Origin of the sequence: Pseudomonas sp. AG1028, from assembly GCF_007993955.1 — a bacterium.
Classification (GTDB): domain Bacteria; phylum Pseudomonadota; class Gammaproteobacteria; order Pseudomonadales; family Pseudomonadaceae; genus Aquipseudomonas; species Aquipseudomonas straminea.
Map to the genome: position 1 here is coordinate 173,500 of NZ_VIVP01000002.1, position 15,894 is coordinate 189,393.

At 65.6% G+C, this 15,894-nt stretch carries 14 protein-coding genes; 11 read left to right on the forward strand and 3 right to left on the reverse strand.

Going from position 1 to position 15,894, the window contains the following annotated elements; all coding sequences use genetic code 11:
- Nucleotides 1-250 precede the first annotated feature (250 nt).
- Nucleotides 251-2,044 carry a thiamine pyrophosphate-requiring protein gene (locus FB481_RS03775; protein ID WP_147175128.1) on the forward strand — a complete coding sequence of 598 codons (1,794 nt, stop codon included), beginning with the start codon at nucleotides 251-253 and terminating at the stop codon, nucleotides 2,042-2,044.
- Here the strand turns inward: FB481_RS03775 and FB481_RS03780 are convergent.
- Nucleotides 2,041-2,538, reverse strand: a complete 498-nt coding sequence (locus FB481_RS03780; protein WP_147175129.1) for a CinA family protein — start codon at nucleotides 2,536-2,538, stop codon at nucleotides 2,041-2,043. The genes FB481_RS03775 and FB481_RS03780 overlap by 4 nt on opposite strands.
- Nucleotides 2,539-2,686: 148 nt before the next feature.
- Between FB481_RS03780 and FB481_RS03785 the strand changes: the two genes are divergently transcribed.
- A complete protein-coding gene (locus FB481_RS03785) occupies nucleotides 2,687-3,487 on the forward strand; it encodes a glucose 1-dehydrogenase (RefSeq protein ID WP_147175130.1) in 801 nt (266 codons plus the stop codon).
- Nucleotides 3,480-5,291 (forward strand): glycoside hydrolase family 15 protein, encoded by a 1,812-nt coding sequence (locus FB481_RS03790; protein WP_093502179.1) that lies wholly within the window; start codon nucleotides 3,480-3,482, stop codon nucleotides 5,289-5,291. Before FB481_RS03785 ends, FB481_RS03790 begins: the two co-directional genes overlap by 8 nt.
- 10 nt (nucleotides 5,292-5,301) lie before the next feature.
- Here FB481_RS03790 and FB481_RS03795 read toward each other — a convergent pair whose 3' ends face one another.
- Nucleotides 5,302-6,156 (reverse strand): DMT family transporter, encoded by an 855-nt coding sequence (locus FB481_RS03795; RefSeq protein WP_147175131.1) that lies wholly within the window; start codon nucleotides 6,154-6,156, stop codon nucleotides 5,302-5,304.
- A gap of 148 nt (nucleotides 6,157-6,304) precedes the next feature.
- On the opposite strand from FB481_RS03795, the gene FB481_RS03800 reads away from it, so the two are divergent.
- The gene (locus tag FB481_RS03800) at nucleotides 6,305-7,357 is read left to right on the forward strand and encodes a nitronate monooxygenase family protein (RefSeq protein WP_147175132.1); all 1,053 of its coding nucleotides are present in this window, start codon (nucleotides 6,305-6,307) and stop codon (nucleotides 7,355-7,357) included.
- Between the two features lie 61 nt (nucleotides 7,358-7,418).
- Here the strand turns inward: FB481_RS03800 and FB481_RS03805 are convergent, their stop codons facing one another.
- Nucleotides 7,419-7,688, reverse strand: a complete 270-nt coding sequence (locus FB481_RS03805) for a hypothetical protein (protein WP_013792225.1) — start codon at nucleotides 7,686-7,688, stop codon at nucleotides 7,419-7,421.
- A gap of 464 nt (nucleotides 7,689-8,152) precedes the next feature.
- Here FB481_RS03805 and FB481_RS03810 point away from each other — a divergent pair, with 464 nt between their 5' ends.
- From FB481_RS03810 to astE, 7 genes are all read left to right on the forward strand, one after another.
- Nucleotides 8,153-9,373 carry an aspartate aminotransferase family protein gene (locus tag FB481_RS03810; RefSeq protein WP_147175133.1) on the forward strand — a complete coding sequence of 407 codons (1,221 nt, stop codon included), beginning with the start codon at nucleotides 8,153-8,155 and terminating at the stop codon, nucleotides 9,371-9,373.
- Between the two features lie 123 nt (nucleotides 9,374-9,496).
- Nucleotides 9,497-10,513: an arginine/ornithine succinyltransferase subunit alpha gene (aruF, locus tag FB481_RS03815; protein ID WP_147175134.1), complete on the forward strand. Its 1,017-nt coding sequence runs from the start codon at nucleotides 9,497-9,499 to the stop codon at nucleotides 10,511-10,513.
- A gap of 52 nt (nucleotides 10,514-10,565) precedes the next feature.
- The gene (gene astA, locus FB481_RS03820; RefSeq protein WP_147175135.1) at nucleotides 10,566-11,582 is read left to right on the forward strand and encodes an arginine N-succinyltransferase; all 1,017 of its coding nucleotides are present in this window, start codon (nucleotides 10,566-10,568) and stop codon (nucleotides 11,580-11,582) included.
- Between the two features lie 134 nt (nucleotides 11,583-11,716).
- On the forward strand, nucleotides 11,717-13,171 hold the full coding sequence (astD, locus tag FB481_RS03825; RefSeq protein WP_147175136.1) for a succinylglutamate-semialdehyde dehydrogenase: 1,455 nt from the start codon (nucleotides 11,717-11,719) through the stop codon (nucleotides 13,169-13,171).
- The gene (gene astB, locus FB481_RS03830) at nucleotides 13,168-14,523 is read left to right on the forward strand and encodes an N-succinylarginine dihydrolase (RefSeq protein ID WP_147175137.1); all 1,356 of its coding nucleotides are present in this window, start codon (nucleotides 13,168-13,170) and stop codon (nucleotides 14,521-14,523) included. The genes astD and astB overlap by 4 nt, the downstream gene beginning before the upstream one ends.
- A gap of 39 nt (nucleotides 14,524-14,562) precedes the next feature.
- Nucleotides 14,563-14,847 carry a hypothetical protein gene (locus FB481_RS03835; protein WP_013792219.1) on the forward strand — a complete coding sequence of 95 codons (285 nt, stop codon included), beginning with the start codon at nucleotides 14,563-14,565 and terminating at the stop codon, nucleotides 14,845-14,847.
- A gap of 9 nt (nucleotides 14,848-14,856) precedes the next feature.
- Entirely contained in the window at nucleotides 14,857-15,867 is a 1,011-nt protein-coding gene (astE, locus tag FB481_RS03840) for a succinylglutamate desuccinylase (protein ID WP_147175138.1), read from the forward strand.
- Nucleotides 15,868-15,894: the final 27 nt, after the last annotated feature.

Genomic DNA, 15,894 nt, shown 5'->3' on the forward strand with positions numbered 1-15,894 from the left:
TCCCTCGGTGCGTTGCTCTAGAGGGTTTGAGGGTGACGGGCGCTGCATGTTCGATCTTTTTGCCCCGCGGTGACCTGCCTGCAAGCCAGGCGCAGCGGCCTGGCAGAAACCTTAAACCTCTGCGAGTGGGCCCCGGTCAAGATTTCCTGTCCGGCACTGAGCTGCCTGGCCGAGCCGTCGCGCACACAGACCTCGCGTGGCAGCTCCATCCATGTCGGCCCAGCGGGCCTGAACTTCGAGCGAGTTTTCCATGAGCATGACCGTCGCAGATTTCATCGTCGAACGCCTTTACCAATGGGGCGTACGGCGCATCTATGGCTATCCGGGGGATGGCATCAACGGCGTATTCGGCGCGCTGGCCAAGGCCGAGGGCAAGATCCGCTTCATCCAGGCGCGTCATGAGGAAATGGCCGCGTTCATGGCCGCGGCCGATGCCAAGTTCTCTGGCGACCTGGGCGTATGCATCGCCACCTCCGGCCCCGGTGCGGCCCATCTGCTCACCGGTTTGTACGACGCGCGCATGGATCATATGCCGGTGCTGGCGATCGTCGGCCAGCAGGCGCGCAACGCCCTGGGCGGGCATTACCAGCAGGAGGTGGATCTGCTGTCGATGTTCAAGGATGTCGCCGGTGCCTTCGTCCAGCAGGCCAGCGCGCCGTCACAGGTGCGTCACCTGGTCGACCGCAGCATTCGCACGGCGCTGGGCGATCGCCGGGTAACGGCGATCATTCTGCCCAATGACTTGCAGACGCTGCCCTACGAGGAGCCGCCCCGCGAGCACGGCACCCTGCATTCTGGCGTGGGTTACAGCCGACCGCGGGTTGTGCCTTATGAAGAAGATCTGCAGCGCGCCGCCGACGTGCTCAATGCCGGCAAGAAGGTAGCGATTCTGATTGGTGCCGGCGCGTTGGGCGCTGCGAAAGAAGTCACCGAAGTGGCGGATGTGCTCGGCGCCGGCGTGGCCAAGGCGCTACTGGGCAAGGCCGCGTTGCCGGATGATCTGCCCTGGGTGACCGGCTCCATCGGCCTGCTCGGCACCAAGCCCAGCTATCAGATGATGAACGAATGCGACACCTTGCTGATGATCGGCTCGGGCTTTCCCTATGCTGAATTCCTGCCCAAGGAAGGCCAGGCGCGCGCCGTGCAGATCGACATCCAGGCCGACATGCTCGGCTTGCGCTACCCCATGGAAGTCAACCTGCAAGGCGACGCTGCCGATACCTTGCAGGCGCTGCTGCCACTGCTCGAACGCAAGACGCTGCGCACCTGGCGCAAGCGCATCGAACGCTGGACGGCGCAGTGGCAGACCACCCTGAAGCGCCGCGCCATGGCTTCGGCTTCGCCGATCAACCCGCAGCGGGTCGCGTTTGAACTATCGCCGCGCCTGCCGGATCGCGCCGTGGTGACCAGCGATTCCGGCTCCTGTGCCAACTGGTTCGCCCGTGACGTAAAGATGCGCGAGGACATGCTCTGCTCGCTGTCCGGCGGCCTGGCGTCCATGGGCGCGGCGGTGCCTTATGCGATTGCCGCCAAGTTCGCCCACCCGGATCGCCCGGTGGTGGCGCTGGTCGGCGATGGCGCCATGCAGATGAACAACATGGCCGAACTGATCACGGTCGCCAAATACTGGCACGAGTGGCAGGACAAGCGCTGGATCTGCGCGGTGTTCAACAACGAGGACCTCAACCAGGTGACCTGGGAGCAGCGGGTGATGGAAGGCGACCCGAAGTTCTCGGCTTCCCAGGACATTCCCAGCGTCGCCTATCACCAGTTCGCAGAGTCCATCGGGCTGATGGGCATCTACGTCGACCGTGAGGAGGACGTCGCTGCGGCTTGGGAGCAGGCGCTGGCCGCCGACCGCCCGGTGGTCATCGAATTCAAGACCGACCCTGACGTGCCGCCGCTGCCGCCGCATATCACCCTGGCACAGGCCAAGGCCTTTGCATCCACCCTGTGGCAGGGCGACCCGAACCAGGGCGGCATCCTGCGCCAGGCCACCAAGCAGGTATTGGGTTCGATCCTGCCCGGCAAAGGCCGGCGCTAAGCCTCGCCAAGCAGCTGCGCGTGCCGCTCAGGCAGGCGCAGCAGGGCGAAGCGGGCAGCTTCATCGAGGATGCGCGAACGTTCGCCGGCGAAATGTTCGGTGCTCGAATACAGCTGGACGCTGCCGTCCGCGAGGCGAAAGGCCCAGGCGAAGCACAGGGTGCCGGCAGCAATCTCGCCCTGGGGTTCGGGGCCCGCGACGCCCGTGGTGGCGACGGCGACATTGGCCGGGCTGCCGTCTAGTGCGCCCTTGGCCATGGCCCGCGCCACTTCTTCGCTGGTCAGGTTGAAGTTATCGAGGGTGTGCTGGCTCACGCCCAGCAAGCGTTTCTTGGCCGCTGGCGAATACACCACGTGACCGCTGTCCAGGCATTCGCCGCTGCCAGGATGCTTGGCGAGCAGCGCCACGACCATGCCGGCGGTGCAGGACTCGGCGGTGGTCAGATACAACTTGTGACGCCTCAGATAATCGAGCAGCGCTTCGATGTCTTGCATGGCAGTTCTCCTCCCGTGGCCGGTGTTTCTTGGATTGGCGCGCCGCTCTGGAGGTGCTGGCTGCCTGATCGGCGGCAGCGGGCTTTTCCCTGAACTCTGCCGCTTGGCTTCCAGTCAGGTGTAGCAAGTCGAGGAAAGGGGAACGGCCATGCTCATCTCACTGCAGTCACAGGTCGCGCTGGTCACCGGCGCCAGTTCGGGTATCGGCGCGGCTTCGGCCAAGGCGCTGGCGGAGGCGGGCGCCGCGGTGGTGCTCAACTATCGATCCGGGCGTGAGGCTGCCGAGAAGCTCGCCGCGCAAATCCGCGATCATGGCGGCCAGGCCATCGCCGTGCGGGCCGATGTATCCAACGAGCAGGACGTCGAGGCGCTGTTCGCTGAAACCCTTTCCGCGTTCGGGCGGTTGGACATTCTGCTGGCCAATTCCGGCATGCAGCGCGACGCGCCGACCGTCGACATGAGCCTGGACGAATGGAACCAGGTGCTGCAGGTCAACCTCACCGGCCAGTTTCTCTGCGTGCGCGCGGCGCTGCGCCAGTTCGCCAAGCAGGGCATTCGCGAGGAGATTTCCCGCGCGGCCGGCAAGATCATCCAGATGAGCTCCGTGCACCAGCTGATTCCCTGGGCTGGGCGCGCCAACTACGCGGCCTCCAAGGGCGGACTCGACCTGTTGATGCGCAGCGTGGCGCAGGAGGTGGGTGAGCAGCGCATTCGCGTCAACGCCATCGCCCCGGGGGCCATCCGCACCGCGATCAACCGTGAAGCCACCGAAGGCGCGGCTGCCGAAAAATTGCTCGAGCTGATTCCCTACGGCCGTATCGGTGACGCCGAGGACATCGCCAATGCGGTGGTGTGGCTGGCCTCCGATGCCGCCGATTACGTTCACGGCACCACGCTGTTCGTCGACGGCGGCATGAGCCTTTACCCGGAGTTTCGTGACAATGGCTGATATCCAGGATCGTCAGATGCCCATCGAGGCCCACGGCATCATCGGCGACATGCGCAGTGCCGCGCTGGTCGCCGACAGTGGTTGCGTGGACTTCTTCTGCTGGCCGGATTTCGACAGCCCGTCGATCTTCAGCGCCTTGCTCGACACGCCCGAAGCCGGGGTTTTCCAGCTGGCGCCGGATCTGCCCGAGGCGCGCCGTCAGCAGCTGTACCTACCCGATACCAACGTGCTGCAAACGCGCTGGCTGGACGAGCAGGCGATTGTGGAATGCACCGACCTGATGCCGATCAATGCGGATGTCGATGCTGCGCCAAGACTGATTCGCACCATTCGCGTGGTCTCCGGCCACGCCACCATCCGCCTGCGCTGCCGTGTGCGCCACGACTACAGCCGTGCTGACACGGTTGCCCAGCTCGACGGCCGGGATGTGTTGTTCAGCGCACCGGGCCAGCCCAGCTTGCGGCTGTCGGCGAGCCAGACGCTGTCTCTCGACGATCAGTGCGCCATTGCCGAATTCGAGTTGCGCGAAGGCGAGCATGCGGAGTTCGTGCTCGGTGCGCCGGATGATCCGCTGGTATCCGCAGGTGCGTGCGAGCATTGCCGCGACGAGACCGTGAAGTACTGGCGGCGCTGGATGAAACAGTCCAACTACCGCGGGCGCTGGCGCGAGATGGTCCATCGCTCGGCGCTGGCGCTCAAGCTGCTGACCTCACGCAAGCACGGCGGCATCATCGCCGCCGCCACCTACGGCCTGCCGGAAGCGCCAGGCGGTGAACGCAACTGGGATTATCGCTACACCTGGATTCGCGACGCCTCGTTCACCGTCTACGCCTTCATGCGTCTGGGGTTCTCCGGAGAAGCCAACGCCTTTATGCGTTGGGTGCGCGACCGCGTCGAAGACTGCTCGGAAACGCCGGCGCACCTGCGCATTCTCTATAGCCTGCGCGGGCAGCATCACTTGCCGGAAAGCTCGCTCGATCACCTCGCTGGCCATGGCGGCGCGAAGCCTGTACGCATCGGCAACGAAGCCCACGAGCAGACCCAGCTGGATATCTTCGGCGAACTGCTGGACGCCGTGTACCTGGCCAACAAGTACGGCGAGGCGATTTCCCACGAGGGTTGGAAGCACGTGGTGGGCATCGTCGATCAGGTATGCGACAGCTGGCAGCAGAAGGATGTCGGCATCTGGGAGATTCGCGGCGAGGAGCAACACTTCCTGCATTCGCGGCTGATGTGCTGGGTCGCGCTGGATCGTGCCATCCGCCTGGCCCAGAAGCGTTCGCTGCCGGCGCCGTTCGCGCGCTGGAACGACGAGCGTCAGGCCATTCATGACGACATCTGGAACAATTTCTGGGACGAGAGCTGCGGCCATTTCGTGCAGCGCATCGGCTGCCAGGACGTCGACGGCTCCATGCTGCTGATGCCGTTGATGCGCTTCGTCGCCGCCACCGACCCACGCTGGTTGGCGACCCTGGAGGCCATCGAACAGCAGCTGGTGCGTGACGGCATGGTGTATCGCTACCGCACCGATGACGGCCTCAAGGGCGAGGAGGGTTCGTTCATGGCCTGCTCGTTCTGGTACGTCGAGTGCCTGGCGCGTGCCGGCAGGATCGAAAAGGCCCACCTGGAGTTCGAGCAACTGCTGCGCTATGCCAACCCGCTGGGGCTGTACGCCGAGGAGCTGGACAAGCGCGGCCACCATCTGGGCAACACGCCCCAGGCGCTGAGCCACCTGGCGTTGATCAGCGCGGCGAGCTTTCTCGACCACCGGCTCAGCGGCGAGCGCACCACCTGGCAACCCTGAGCCAGAGCGGTCAGTGACCGCCCTGCAAACCGGCCCAGGCCACGGCGCCGAGAATCAGCGCGCCGCCAAGCAACATGCCAGCGCTCGGTACGGCGCCGAACAGCAACCAGGCGCCGGCGATGGCATAGATCGGCTCCATGGTGATCACCACCGCAGCGGTGTGGGTGCGCACGTGGCGTAGCGAGGCGATGAACAGGCTGTAGGCCAGGGCCGTGCACAGCACGCCCAGCGCTGCCAGTTGCCACCAGTCGTGATTGGTGATGGTCGGCACCTCCGGCAGGCACCAGAGCAGCAGCGCGAGGCTGATCGCCAGGCATTGCCACCAGCACGAAGCCAGGCCATCGACGTTGCTCGCCGCATGCTTGTTGGCCACCGCAATCGCCGCATATATCGCACCAGACAGCACGCCGTAGAGCAGGCCCACGGTGGCGCCATCGCGCAGGTCGAACGATGGGGTGATCAGAATCAGCCCGACCGACACCAGCACCAGAATCCAGCGGTCGCTGCGCCCCAGGCGCTGGCCGAACACCAGCCGTTCGATCAGCGCGGTGAACGCGGGAAACGAGGCGAAGCCCAGGGTCGCCACGGCCACGCCGCCGGTTTGCACCGCCATGAAGAACAGCAGCCAGTGCGCCCCCAGCACCAGGCCCGTGGTCAGTAGCTTGGCAGCGGTGGCCGAGGTGACGCCGCGCCAGGGGCGCTTGCCCAGGCACAGGCAGAAAAGGCTCAGGGCCAACAGCGCGAAGGCCGAGCGGCCCAGCACGATCATGCTGGCGCTGACCTTCAGTGATTCGCCGAAAAGCGCCGAAACGCCGACCAGCAGGGCGGCCGTATGCAGCTGAAAGTGCGCGGTGCGAAGGCTCATAGGGGACCTGCCTGATCGGAGAGGCTACAGAGTGCCAAGTCAGGGGCGGCAGGTAAAACGGATTGTGCGGCTGGTTGGTCGGGTGAGCGTTACGCGGCCCGCGGCGTTATAGTCGGGGGCCGTGTCATCTTCATCAAGCGAGGATCTTATGAGTTGCGCAGCCCTGGGCATCGACTATCCGATCATCCAAGCCCCCATGGCGGGCACCGCCACGCCGGCTCTTGCCGCTGCGGTCAGCAACGCCGGCGGTTTGGGCTCGATCTCCATCGCCGCGGTGCAGGCCGAGGCCGGCCGGCAGATGATCCGGGAAACCCGCGCTGCCACGAGCAAACCGTTCAACATCAACGTGTTCTGCCACCGCCTGAGCGTCGCCGATGCGGCCAGGGAGCAGGCGTGGTTGGCGCACTTGCAGCCCTACTTCGCCGAGTTCGGCGCAGCTGCGCCGGAGGCCATCAGGGATATCTACTGCAGTTTCCAGGAGGACGAAGGGCAACTGCAGGTTCTGCTTGAAGAGCGACCGCCCATCGTCAGCTTTCATCTGGGGCTGCCGCCTCAGGCGCGCATCGATGCCCTGAAGAGTGCCGGCATCACCCTGCTGGCGTCGGCCACCACGCTGGAAGAAGGGTTGCTGGCCCAGGATGCGGGCATCGACATCATCGTTGCCCAGGGCATCGAGGCCGGCGGCCACCGCGGGGTGTTCGATCCGGCCCACGATCAGGGCATCGGCACGCTGGCTCTGGTGCGGGTGTTGGTCAAGCACCTGTTACGCCCGGTGATCGCCGCTGGCGGCATCATGGATGGCGCCGGGATCGCCGCCGCCATGAACCTGGGTGCCTGCGCTGCGCAATTGGGCACCGCGTTCATCCTTTGCCCCGAGTCGACCGCCAACCAGGCCTACCGGCAGCTGCTCGGCAGTGACCGGGCGCGGGTCACCCAGGTCACCACGGCGATTTCCGGGCGCCCGGCGCGCGGCATCGTCAATCGTTTCATGGCCGAAGTCGGCGCGCCCGGCCACCCTGCGGTGCCAGGGTTCGGCATTGCCTACGATGCCGGCAAGCAGCTGATTGCTACTGCCGCCAAGGCTGGCAATGCCGAATTCGCTGCTCATTGGGCAGGGCAGGGGGCGGCGTTGGCGCGGACGATGCCGGCCGCTGAACTGGTGGCGGTGCTGCAGCGCGAGTACTTGGCGGCGCGCGGCTGAGGCGGGGAGAGCTTTTATGTGGGCCGACGGCGGCGTCGGCCCGGACGGTGAGCGATGCGACTCAGGCCGAGTGCAGTTGCACTTCTTCGATGGCATCGACGCGCACGGGCGCTTCGACACCGGTCAGTTCGCTGATCAGCACCCATTGCTGATCCAGCTCGCGGCTCACCGCGCCGAGGCGGGTGATCATCTTCGAGGCGGCAGAACGAACGCCACTGTCATCGCTACGCAGCAGATCGAAGGACAGAGCCGTCATGGCGGCGGTCATGTGGGTGATGCTGCGAGAGGTGAGGGTCAGCAGATCGGTCAGTTGTTGTTCTTTTGCGGTCATCTCGTGCTTCCTTGACTGGACGAGTCGATGCACAGCGTTGAAGGGAACTGCGTTGAACCATCGGATCCTTGATGGCTACCGGTGCGACGCCGTTCACAGTGGGGCGGCACGCGGCGAGCAAAATGATATCACCGTCACTCCAGGGGCTGGCAATATGCCGCATAGGGCGGAATGAAAATATTTTTCACGCCATTTGCGGTTCTCGCTCGGTCAGAGAATCCCTGGCGACTCGCCCCACCGAAACGGTGCACTCCGGATAAATGTTAGTCGACCCGTGCGCCGGAGCAGCCGCAACGTTTAAACTGCGCCTCGCCGGCCGACGGACGGGCTTTTGCCAGGCCCGAAGCCAGCAATGGCGCTGTAAGAAGTTGTCGCATGCCGGCAATGCCGGCCCATGAGCACCCCCCTACAATCTTTCGCATCGCAGCCTGTTCAGGCCTGCGTGTCTCGTCAGGAGAGTCCCGATGTCCGTTCAGCACGACCCGGTGCAACGCGCCGATTTCGACCAGGTGATGGTGCCCAGCTACGCCCCGGCTACGTTCGTGCCAGTTCGCGGCGCCGGTTCGCGCGTCTGGGACCAGAGTGGTCGCGAGCTGATCGACTTCTCCGGCGGCATCGCCGTCAACGCCCTGGGCCATGCCCACCCCGCGCTGGTCAAGGCGCTGACCGAGCAGGCAGGCAAGCTGTGGCACGTTTCCAACGTGTTTACCAACGAGCCGGCGCTGCGCCTGGCCAAGAAGCTGGTGGACGCCACCTTTGCCGACCGGGTGTTCCTCTGCAACTCCGGCGCCGAAGCCAACGAAGCTGCGTTCAAACTGGCACGCCGTGTGGCCCATGACCGCTTCGGGGCGGACAAGTACGAGATCATCGCGGCGACCAACAGCTTCCACGGCCGTACCCTGTTCACCGTCAGCGTCGGTGGCCAGCCGAAATATTCCGATGGCTTCGGGCCGAAGATCCAGGGCATCACCCATGTGCCGTACAACGACCTCGAAGCGCTCAAGGCGGCGATCAGCGACAAGACCTGCGCCGTCGTGATCGAGCCGATCCAGGGCGAGGGCGGCGTGCTGCCGGCGGATCTGGCCTACCTGCAAGGCGCTCGCGCGCTGTGCGATGAGCACAATGCACTGCTGGTGTTCGACGAAGTGCAGAGTGGCGTCGGCCGTTCCGGTCATCTGTATGCCTACCAGCACTACGGCGTAACGCCAGACGTGCTGTCCAGCGCCAAGAGCCTGGGCGGTGGTTTCCCCATCGCGGCGATGCTGACCACCGAGGCCCTGGCCAGCCATCTTGCGGTTGGCACCCATGGCACCACCTATGGCGGTAACCCGTTGGGTTGCGCGGTCGCCGAGGCGCTGCTCGACGTGGTCAACACGCCCGAGGTACTGGCGGGCGTCAAGGCCAAGCATGAGCGCTTCAAGACCCGCCTGCTGCAGATCGGCGAGCGCTATGGAGTGTTCTCCGGGGTGCGCGGCATGGGCCTGTTGATCGGCGCGGTGCTCTCCGATGCCTGGAAAGGCAAGGCGCGTGAATTTTTCGATGCGGCAGCCGGCGAGAATCTGATGATCCTGCAGGCCGGCCCGGACGTGGTGCGTTTTGCGCCCAGCCTGGTGATCGAGGATGCCGACATCGACGAGGGTCTGGATCGCTTCGAGCGTGCCGTGGCCAAGCTGGCCGGCGCCTGACCCTTACGGGCGGCTGCGCGCCGCCCGCTCAATTCGCTGTGTCGGCCCGTGCCGGCCAGCCTCACGGACGATGATTCTCGCTGCCAGGGCTGCAACGCCCCAGCCTTGCTGAAGGAGTGAACCATGCTGGTTATGCGCCCCGCGCGAATGACCGACCTCGCCGAAGTGCAGCGCCTGGCCGCGGACAGCCCGGTGGGCGTCACCTCGCTGCCCGACAACGCCGAGCGCCTGCGCGACAAGATCGCCGCGTCGGAAGCGTCGTTCGCCGCCGAAGTCAGCTTCAACGGCGAGGAGCGCTATTTCTTCGTGCTCGAAGACAGCGAAACCGGTCGCCTCTCCGGCTGCTCGGGCATCGTCGCCTCGGCGGGCTACTCCGAGCCGTTCTACAGCTTTCGCAACGAGACCTTCGTTCACAACTCCCGCGAGCTGAAGATCCACAACAAGATCCACGTTCTGTCGCTGTGCCACGACCTGACCGGCAACAGCCTGCTCACCAGCTTCTACGTGGAGCGCGGGCTGGTCGACAGCGTCTGGGCCGAGCTCAATTCCCGTGCGCGCCTGCTGTTCGCCGCCTGCCACCCGGAGCGCTTCGCCGACGCCATGGTGGTGGAGATCGTCGGCGAGAGCGACGACGCCGGCGAGTCGCCATTCTGGGATGCGGTCGGTCGGCATTTCTTCGGCATGAGCTACGGCGAGGCCGAGCGCCTGTGCGGGTTGCGCAGCCGCGCCTACCTGGCAGAGCTGATGCCCCATTACCCGATCTACGTGCCGCTGCTGCCCGATGCCGCTCAGGAGTCCATGGGCCTGGTGCACCCGCGTGCCCAGGTGTCGTTCGACATCCTGATGCGCGACGGCTTCGAAACCGACCACTACATCGACATCTTCGACGGCGGCCCGACCCTGCATGCGCGCACCTCCGGCATTCGTTCTATCGCCCAGAGCGCGCTGGTGCCGGTGGTGCTCGGCGAGGCGGATGAGGGTGGCCAGGCGTACCTGGTCAGCAACGAGCAACTGCAGGGATTTCGTGCGGTCGTCGCCCAACTGGATTGGGCGCCTGGACAGCCCGCGGTGCTCGCTCCGCAGACCGCGCAGATCCTCGGCGTTGCCGAAGGCGGCCAGGTAAGGCTGGTGGCGGTATGAGTTTTCCAACCATTAGCGCCACCCGTCTGGCTCGCGATTTTCCGGAGGCAGCATGATCGTTCGCTCCGTACGCGCCGGTGACCTGCCGGCACTGATCGACCTGGCACGCAGCACCGGCACCGGCCTGACCACCCTGCCGGCCAACGAAGCGCGCCTGGCCTACCGGGTCGGGCGCGCCGAGAAGACCTTCAGCGGCGAAGCCGAGCGCGGCGATTGCGACTACATGTTCGTGCTCGAGGACGATGACGGCCGCGTGCTCGGTATTTCCGCCATTGCCGGCGGCGTCGGCTTGCGCGAGTCCTGGTACAACTACCGGGTCGGCCTGACCGTCTGTGCGTCCCAGGAATTGGGCATCCACCGTCAGGTGCCGACGCTGTTCCTGGCCAACGACCTGACCGGCCATTCCGAGTTGTGCTCGCTGTTCCTGCATGCCGAGCATCGCACAGGCCTGAACGGGCGCCTGCTGTCCAAGGCGCGGTTGCTGTTCATCGCCGAGTTCCGCGAGCGTTTTGGCGAGAAGATCATTGCCGAGATGCGCGGCGTGTCCGACGAGCAGGGCCGTTCGCCGTTCTGGGAGTGCCTTGGCCGGCACTTCTTCCGCATGGAGTTCTCCCAGGCGGACTACCTCACCGGCGTCGGTAACAAGGCGTTCATCGCCGAGCTGATGCCGCGCTTTCCGCTTTACACCTGCTTCCTGTCCGAAGCCGCCCGCGAGGTGATCGGCCGGGTGCACCCGGATACCGAACCGGCGCTGGCGATGCTCAAGTCCGAGGGCTTCAGCTACCAGGGCTATGTCGATATCTTCGACGCCGGTCCGGCCATCGAGGCGGAGACCACGAAGATTCGTGCGATTCGCGACAGCCAGCTGCTGGTGCTGGCCATCGGCACGCCGGGTGACGATGCGCCAGTGTACTTGGTGCACAACCGCAAGCACGCCGATTGCCGCATCACTGCGGCCCGGGCGCGGATGGCCGCCGGGACGCTGGTCGTCGACCCGCTGACCGCCCGGCGCCTGCGCCTGAATGTCGGCGATCAGGTGCGCGCAGTGCCCCTGGCGATAAAGGCCTGAACCACCGTTTCTGATGTGACCGGGGCGGCGTGCTGCCCCGACCGGCAATGTCGCCATAGAGCGACAGCCGTGACAGGTAGCAGGTCAGCGCCCAGCGCTGGCCTGTGCAACCGTGAAGCCTGGAGTGATAGACCATGAGCACGCATTACATTGCAGGTCTCTGGCAGATAGGACAGGGCAGCACCCTGGAGTCCCTCAACCCGGTCAGCCAGCAGGTGCTCTGGGTGGGCCGTGAAGCTGACGCGACCCAGGTCGAGGCCGCTGTGCAGGCGGCCCGTGAAGCCTTCGCTGAATGGGCGGCGGCGCCATTGAGCGAACGCATTGCGCTGCTCGAGCGCTTCGCCGCCGTATTGAAAACCCGGCAGGACGAACTGGCCCGCACCATCGGTGAAGAAACCGGCAAGCCGCTGTGGGAAGCGACCACCGAAGTCGCCAGCATGATCGGCAAGGTGGCCATCTCCATCCAGAGCCATGCCGAGCGCACCGGCCAGCGCAGCGGCGCTCAGGGCAGCGTGCTGCGCCACAAGCCCCATGGCGTGGTCGCCGTGTTCGGCCCGTACAACTTTCCCGGTCATCTGCCCAACGGGCATATCGTGCCTGCCCTGTTGGCCGGCAATACCGTGGTGTTCAAACCCAGCGAGCAGACCCCGAAGGTCGCCGAGCTGACGCTCAACTGCTGGATCGAGGCCGGCCTGCCGGCTGGCGTGCTGAACCTGGTGCAGGGCGCGCGCGAAACCGGCGCGGCACTGGCGGCTCATCCGGGTATCGACGGCCTTTTCTTCACCGGCTCCAGTCGCACTGGCAACCAGTTGCACGCGCAGTTCGGCGGCCACCCGGAAACCGTCCTGGCCCTGGAAATGGGCGGCAACAATGCGCTGATCGTCGACCAGCCTGCCGATGTCGATGCGGCGGTGTATTGCATCGTCCAGTCCGCGTTCATTTCCGCCGGCCAGCGCTGTACCTGCGCCCGCCGCTTGCTGGTGCCTGAAGGCGATTGGGGTGACGCGTTGCTGGCGCGGCTGGTCAGCGTGGCCGCCAGCCTCAAGGTCGGTGCCTTCGATGCCGAGCCGGCGCCGTTCATGGGGGCGGTGATTTCCCTGGACGCCGCCCAGCACCTGCTCAAGGTGCAGGAGCGGCTGATCGACAAGGGCGCGCGGCCCCTGCTGGACATGAGCCAACCGCTCGACGGCGCGGCGCTGCTGACACCAGGCATCATTGATGTCACGGCCGTGCAGCCGCGCGCCGACGAAGAAGTGTTCGGGCCCTTGCTGCAAGTGATTCGCTATGCCGATTTCGACGATGCCATCGTCGAAGCCAATGCCACCCGTTTCGGGCTCGCCGCCGGGCTGCTGTCCGATTCCCGTGAGCGTTACCAGCAGTTCTGGCTGCGCAGCCGCGCCGGCATCGTCAACTGGAACAAGCCACTGACCGGCGCCTCCAGCAGCGCGCCGTTCGGCGGCATCGGCGCGTCGGGCAACCACCGCCCCAGCGCCTATTACGCGGCGGATTACTGCGCCTATCCGGTCGCCTCGCTGGAAAGCGAGCAACTGGCGTTGCCCGACAGCCTGGCGCCAGGAGTCAGCCTATGAGTCGACTCACCTCCTGCGAGCTGAACATCGACGGCCTGGTCGGCCCGACCCACAACTACGGCGGGTTGTCGTACGGCAACGTGGCCTCGCAGAACAACTGCCAGGTGGCGTCCAACCCGCGGGAAGCGGCGCGTCAGGGCCTGGCGAAGATGAAGGCGCTGATGGAAATGGGCTATGCCCAGGCAGTGCTCGCCCCTCAGGAACGCCCCGATGTGCACGCGCTGCGTGCCTGTGGCTTTACCGGCAGCGATGCCCAGGTGATCGAGAAGGCGGCGCGCGAGGCCATGCCGCTGCTGGTCGCCAGTTGCTCGGCCTCGAGCATGTGGACGGCCAATGCGGCGACCGTCAGCCCCAGCGCCGATACCGCCGACGGCCGCGTGCATTTCACCGCGGCCAACCTCAACTGCAAGTTTCACCGCTCCATCGAGCATCCCACCACCAGCCGCGTGCTGGCAGCGATGTTCGCCGACGATCGCCATTTTGCTCACCACGCTGCCTTGCCCGCAGTCAGCCAGTTCGGCGACGAGGGCGCGGCCAACCATACCCGCTTTTGCCGCGACTACGGCGAGCGGGGCGTGGAGTTCTTCGTGTTCGGCCGTAGTGCCTTCGACCTGCGCTTGCCGGCGCCGCAGCGCTACCCGGCGCGCCAGACCCTGGAGGCTTCTCAGGCCGTGGCCCGGCTGCACGGCCTCGCTGATGACGCCGTGGTATTTGCCCAGCAGAACCCGGCGGTGGTCGATCAGGGCGTGTTCCATAATGACGTGATCGCCGTGGGCAACGGCCAGGTGCTGTTCCATCACGAGGACGCCTTTCTCGACAGCGAGCGGGTGGTGGGCGAGCTTGGCGACAAGCTGGCGCGCCTCGGTGGGCAGTTGCAATCGGTGTGCGTGCCGCGCCATGTGCTGGGTGTCGAGGATGCGGTGCGCTCCTATCTGTTCAACAGTCAGCTGTTGAGCCGTGCCGACGGGCGTATGCTGTTGGTGGTGCCGGAGGAATGCCGCGGCAACCCGCGGGTCTGGGCGTATCTGCAGGCGCTGCTGGGCAGCGACGGGCCGATTGCCGAGGTTCGCGCCTTCGACCTCAAGCAGAGCATGCAGAACGGCGGCGGCCCCGCCTGCCTGCGTCTGCGTGTAGCCTTGCAGGCAGAGGAGCTGGCAGCGATGAACCCGGGCGTGATGCTGACGCCGGAACTGTATGAGCGGCTGCTGCAATGGGTCGACCGCCACTACCGTGATCGCCTGAGCGAGCATGACCTAGCCGACCCGCAGCTACTGGACGAATGCCGCACGGCGCTGGATGAGTTGACGCTAATCCTCGATCTTGGCGCCGTGTACCCCTTTCAACTCATTTGAGCGGCTCGATGGCGAGCCGCCAACCATGATGGAGTAACCATGAGCGACGCCCTGCAACTGATTCTCGAAGACGCCGACGGCACCCAGCTGGAAACCTCGTGCACCCGTTTTGCCGTAATGTGGCAGGGCAAGGAAGTGTGGATTCAGCAGGTCGGCAACGGCCAACTGATGATCGGCGTGGATGTCGCCGAAGGTGATAGCGAATACGCCAACCTGCTGCTGCGCCCGCTGGCCACCAACCTGGTCAGCCTGGAACTGGAAATGGAGCCGGCCGATGACGGCGCCGACGACGACCATGTCCATGGTCCGGACTGCAACCACTGAGGAACGCCCATGCTCGCCCTCGGCAAACTGCTCGAACTGACCCTGACCGGCCATGAGCCGGCCTCGAAGATCCAGTTGACGCCGCAGGGCACGCGCTTGCGCTGGCTGGCCGAGGGCGCCCTCGAAATCACCCCGGCCTGCGGGCGCGACAACGGCATGGACCTGTTGCTGTCCGCGGGCATCCACGGCAACGAGACCGCGCCGATCGAATTGCTCGACCGCTTGCTGCGGCGCATCGCGCGCAGCGAGTTGCAGCCGCGCGCCCGCGTGCTGCTGATGTTCGGCAACCCGGCAGCGATGCGCCGTGGCGAGCGTTTCGTCGAGCAGGACATCAACCGCCTGTTCAGCGGCCGTCATGAGCTGAGCAGTGGCGGCGAGGCGATGCGTGCCTGTGAACTGGAACATTTGGCGTCGTCATTCTTCATCGACTCCGGCCGCGAACGCCTGCATTACGACCTGCACACGGCGATCCGCGCCTCGCGTATCGAACAGTTCGCCCTTTACCCCTGGGCCGAGGGGCGTCGCCAGTCGCGCCGCGAGTGCGCGCGGCTGCAGGCCGCCGGTATCGATGCGGTGCTGCTGCAAAGCAAGCCCTCGACCACCTTCAGTGCCTACACTTACGCCGAGCTGGGCGCCGAAGCCTTCACCCTCGAGCTGGGCAAGGCCAGGCCGTTCGGCCACAACGAGCTGGTCAATCTGGATCGCCTCGAGCTGCGTCTGCAGGCGCTGATCGAAGGCAGCGAGCCGCCGATCGAAGAGCGCGCCGTCGAGCGCCTCAAGCTGTTCGCCTTCTCCCGCGAGCTGATCAAGCACAGCGATGCCTTCGTCCTGCACTTGCCTGCCGACGTGGAAAATTTCACCGAGCTGGAGCCCGGCTATCTACTTGCCGAAGACCTGGCCAGCAGCCGCTGGGTGGTGGAAGAGCAGGGCGCACGCATCATCTTTCCCAATCCCAAGGTCCACAACGGCCAGCGTACCGGCATTCTGATCGTGCCCGCCGACGCCTCATTACTGGATTAGCCATTGCCCGTATGCACAGGAGTGCCC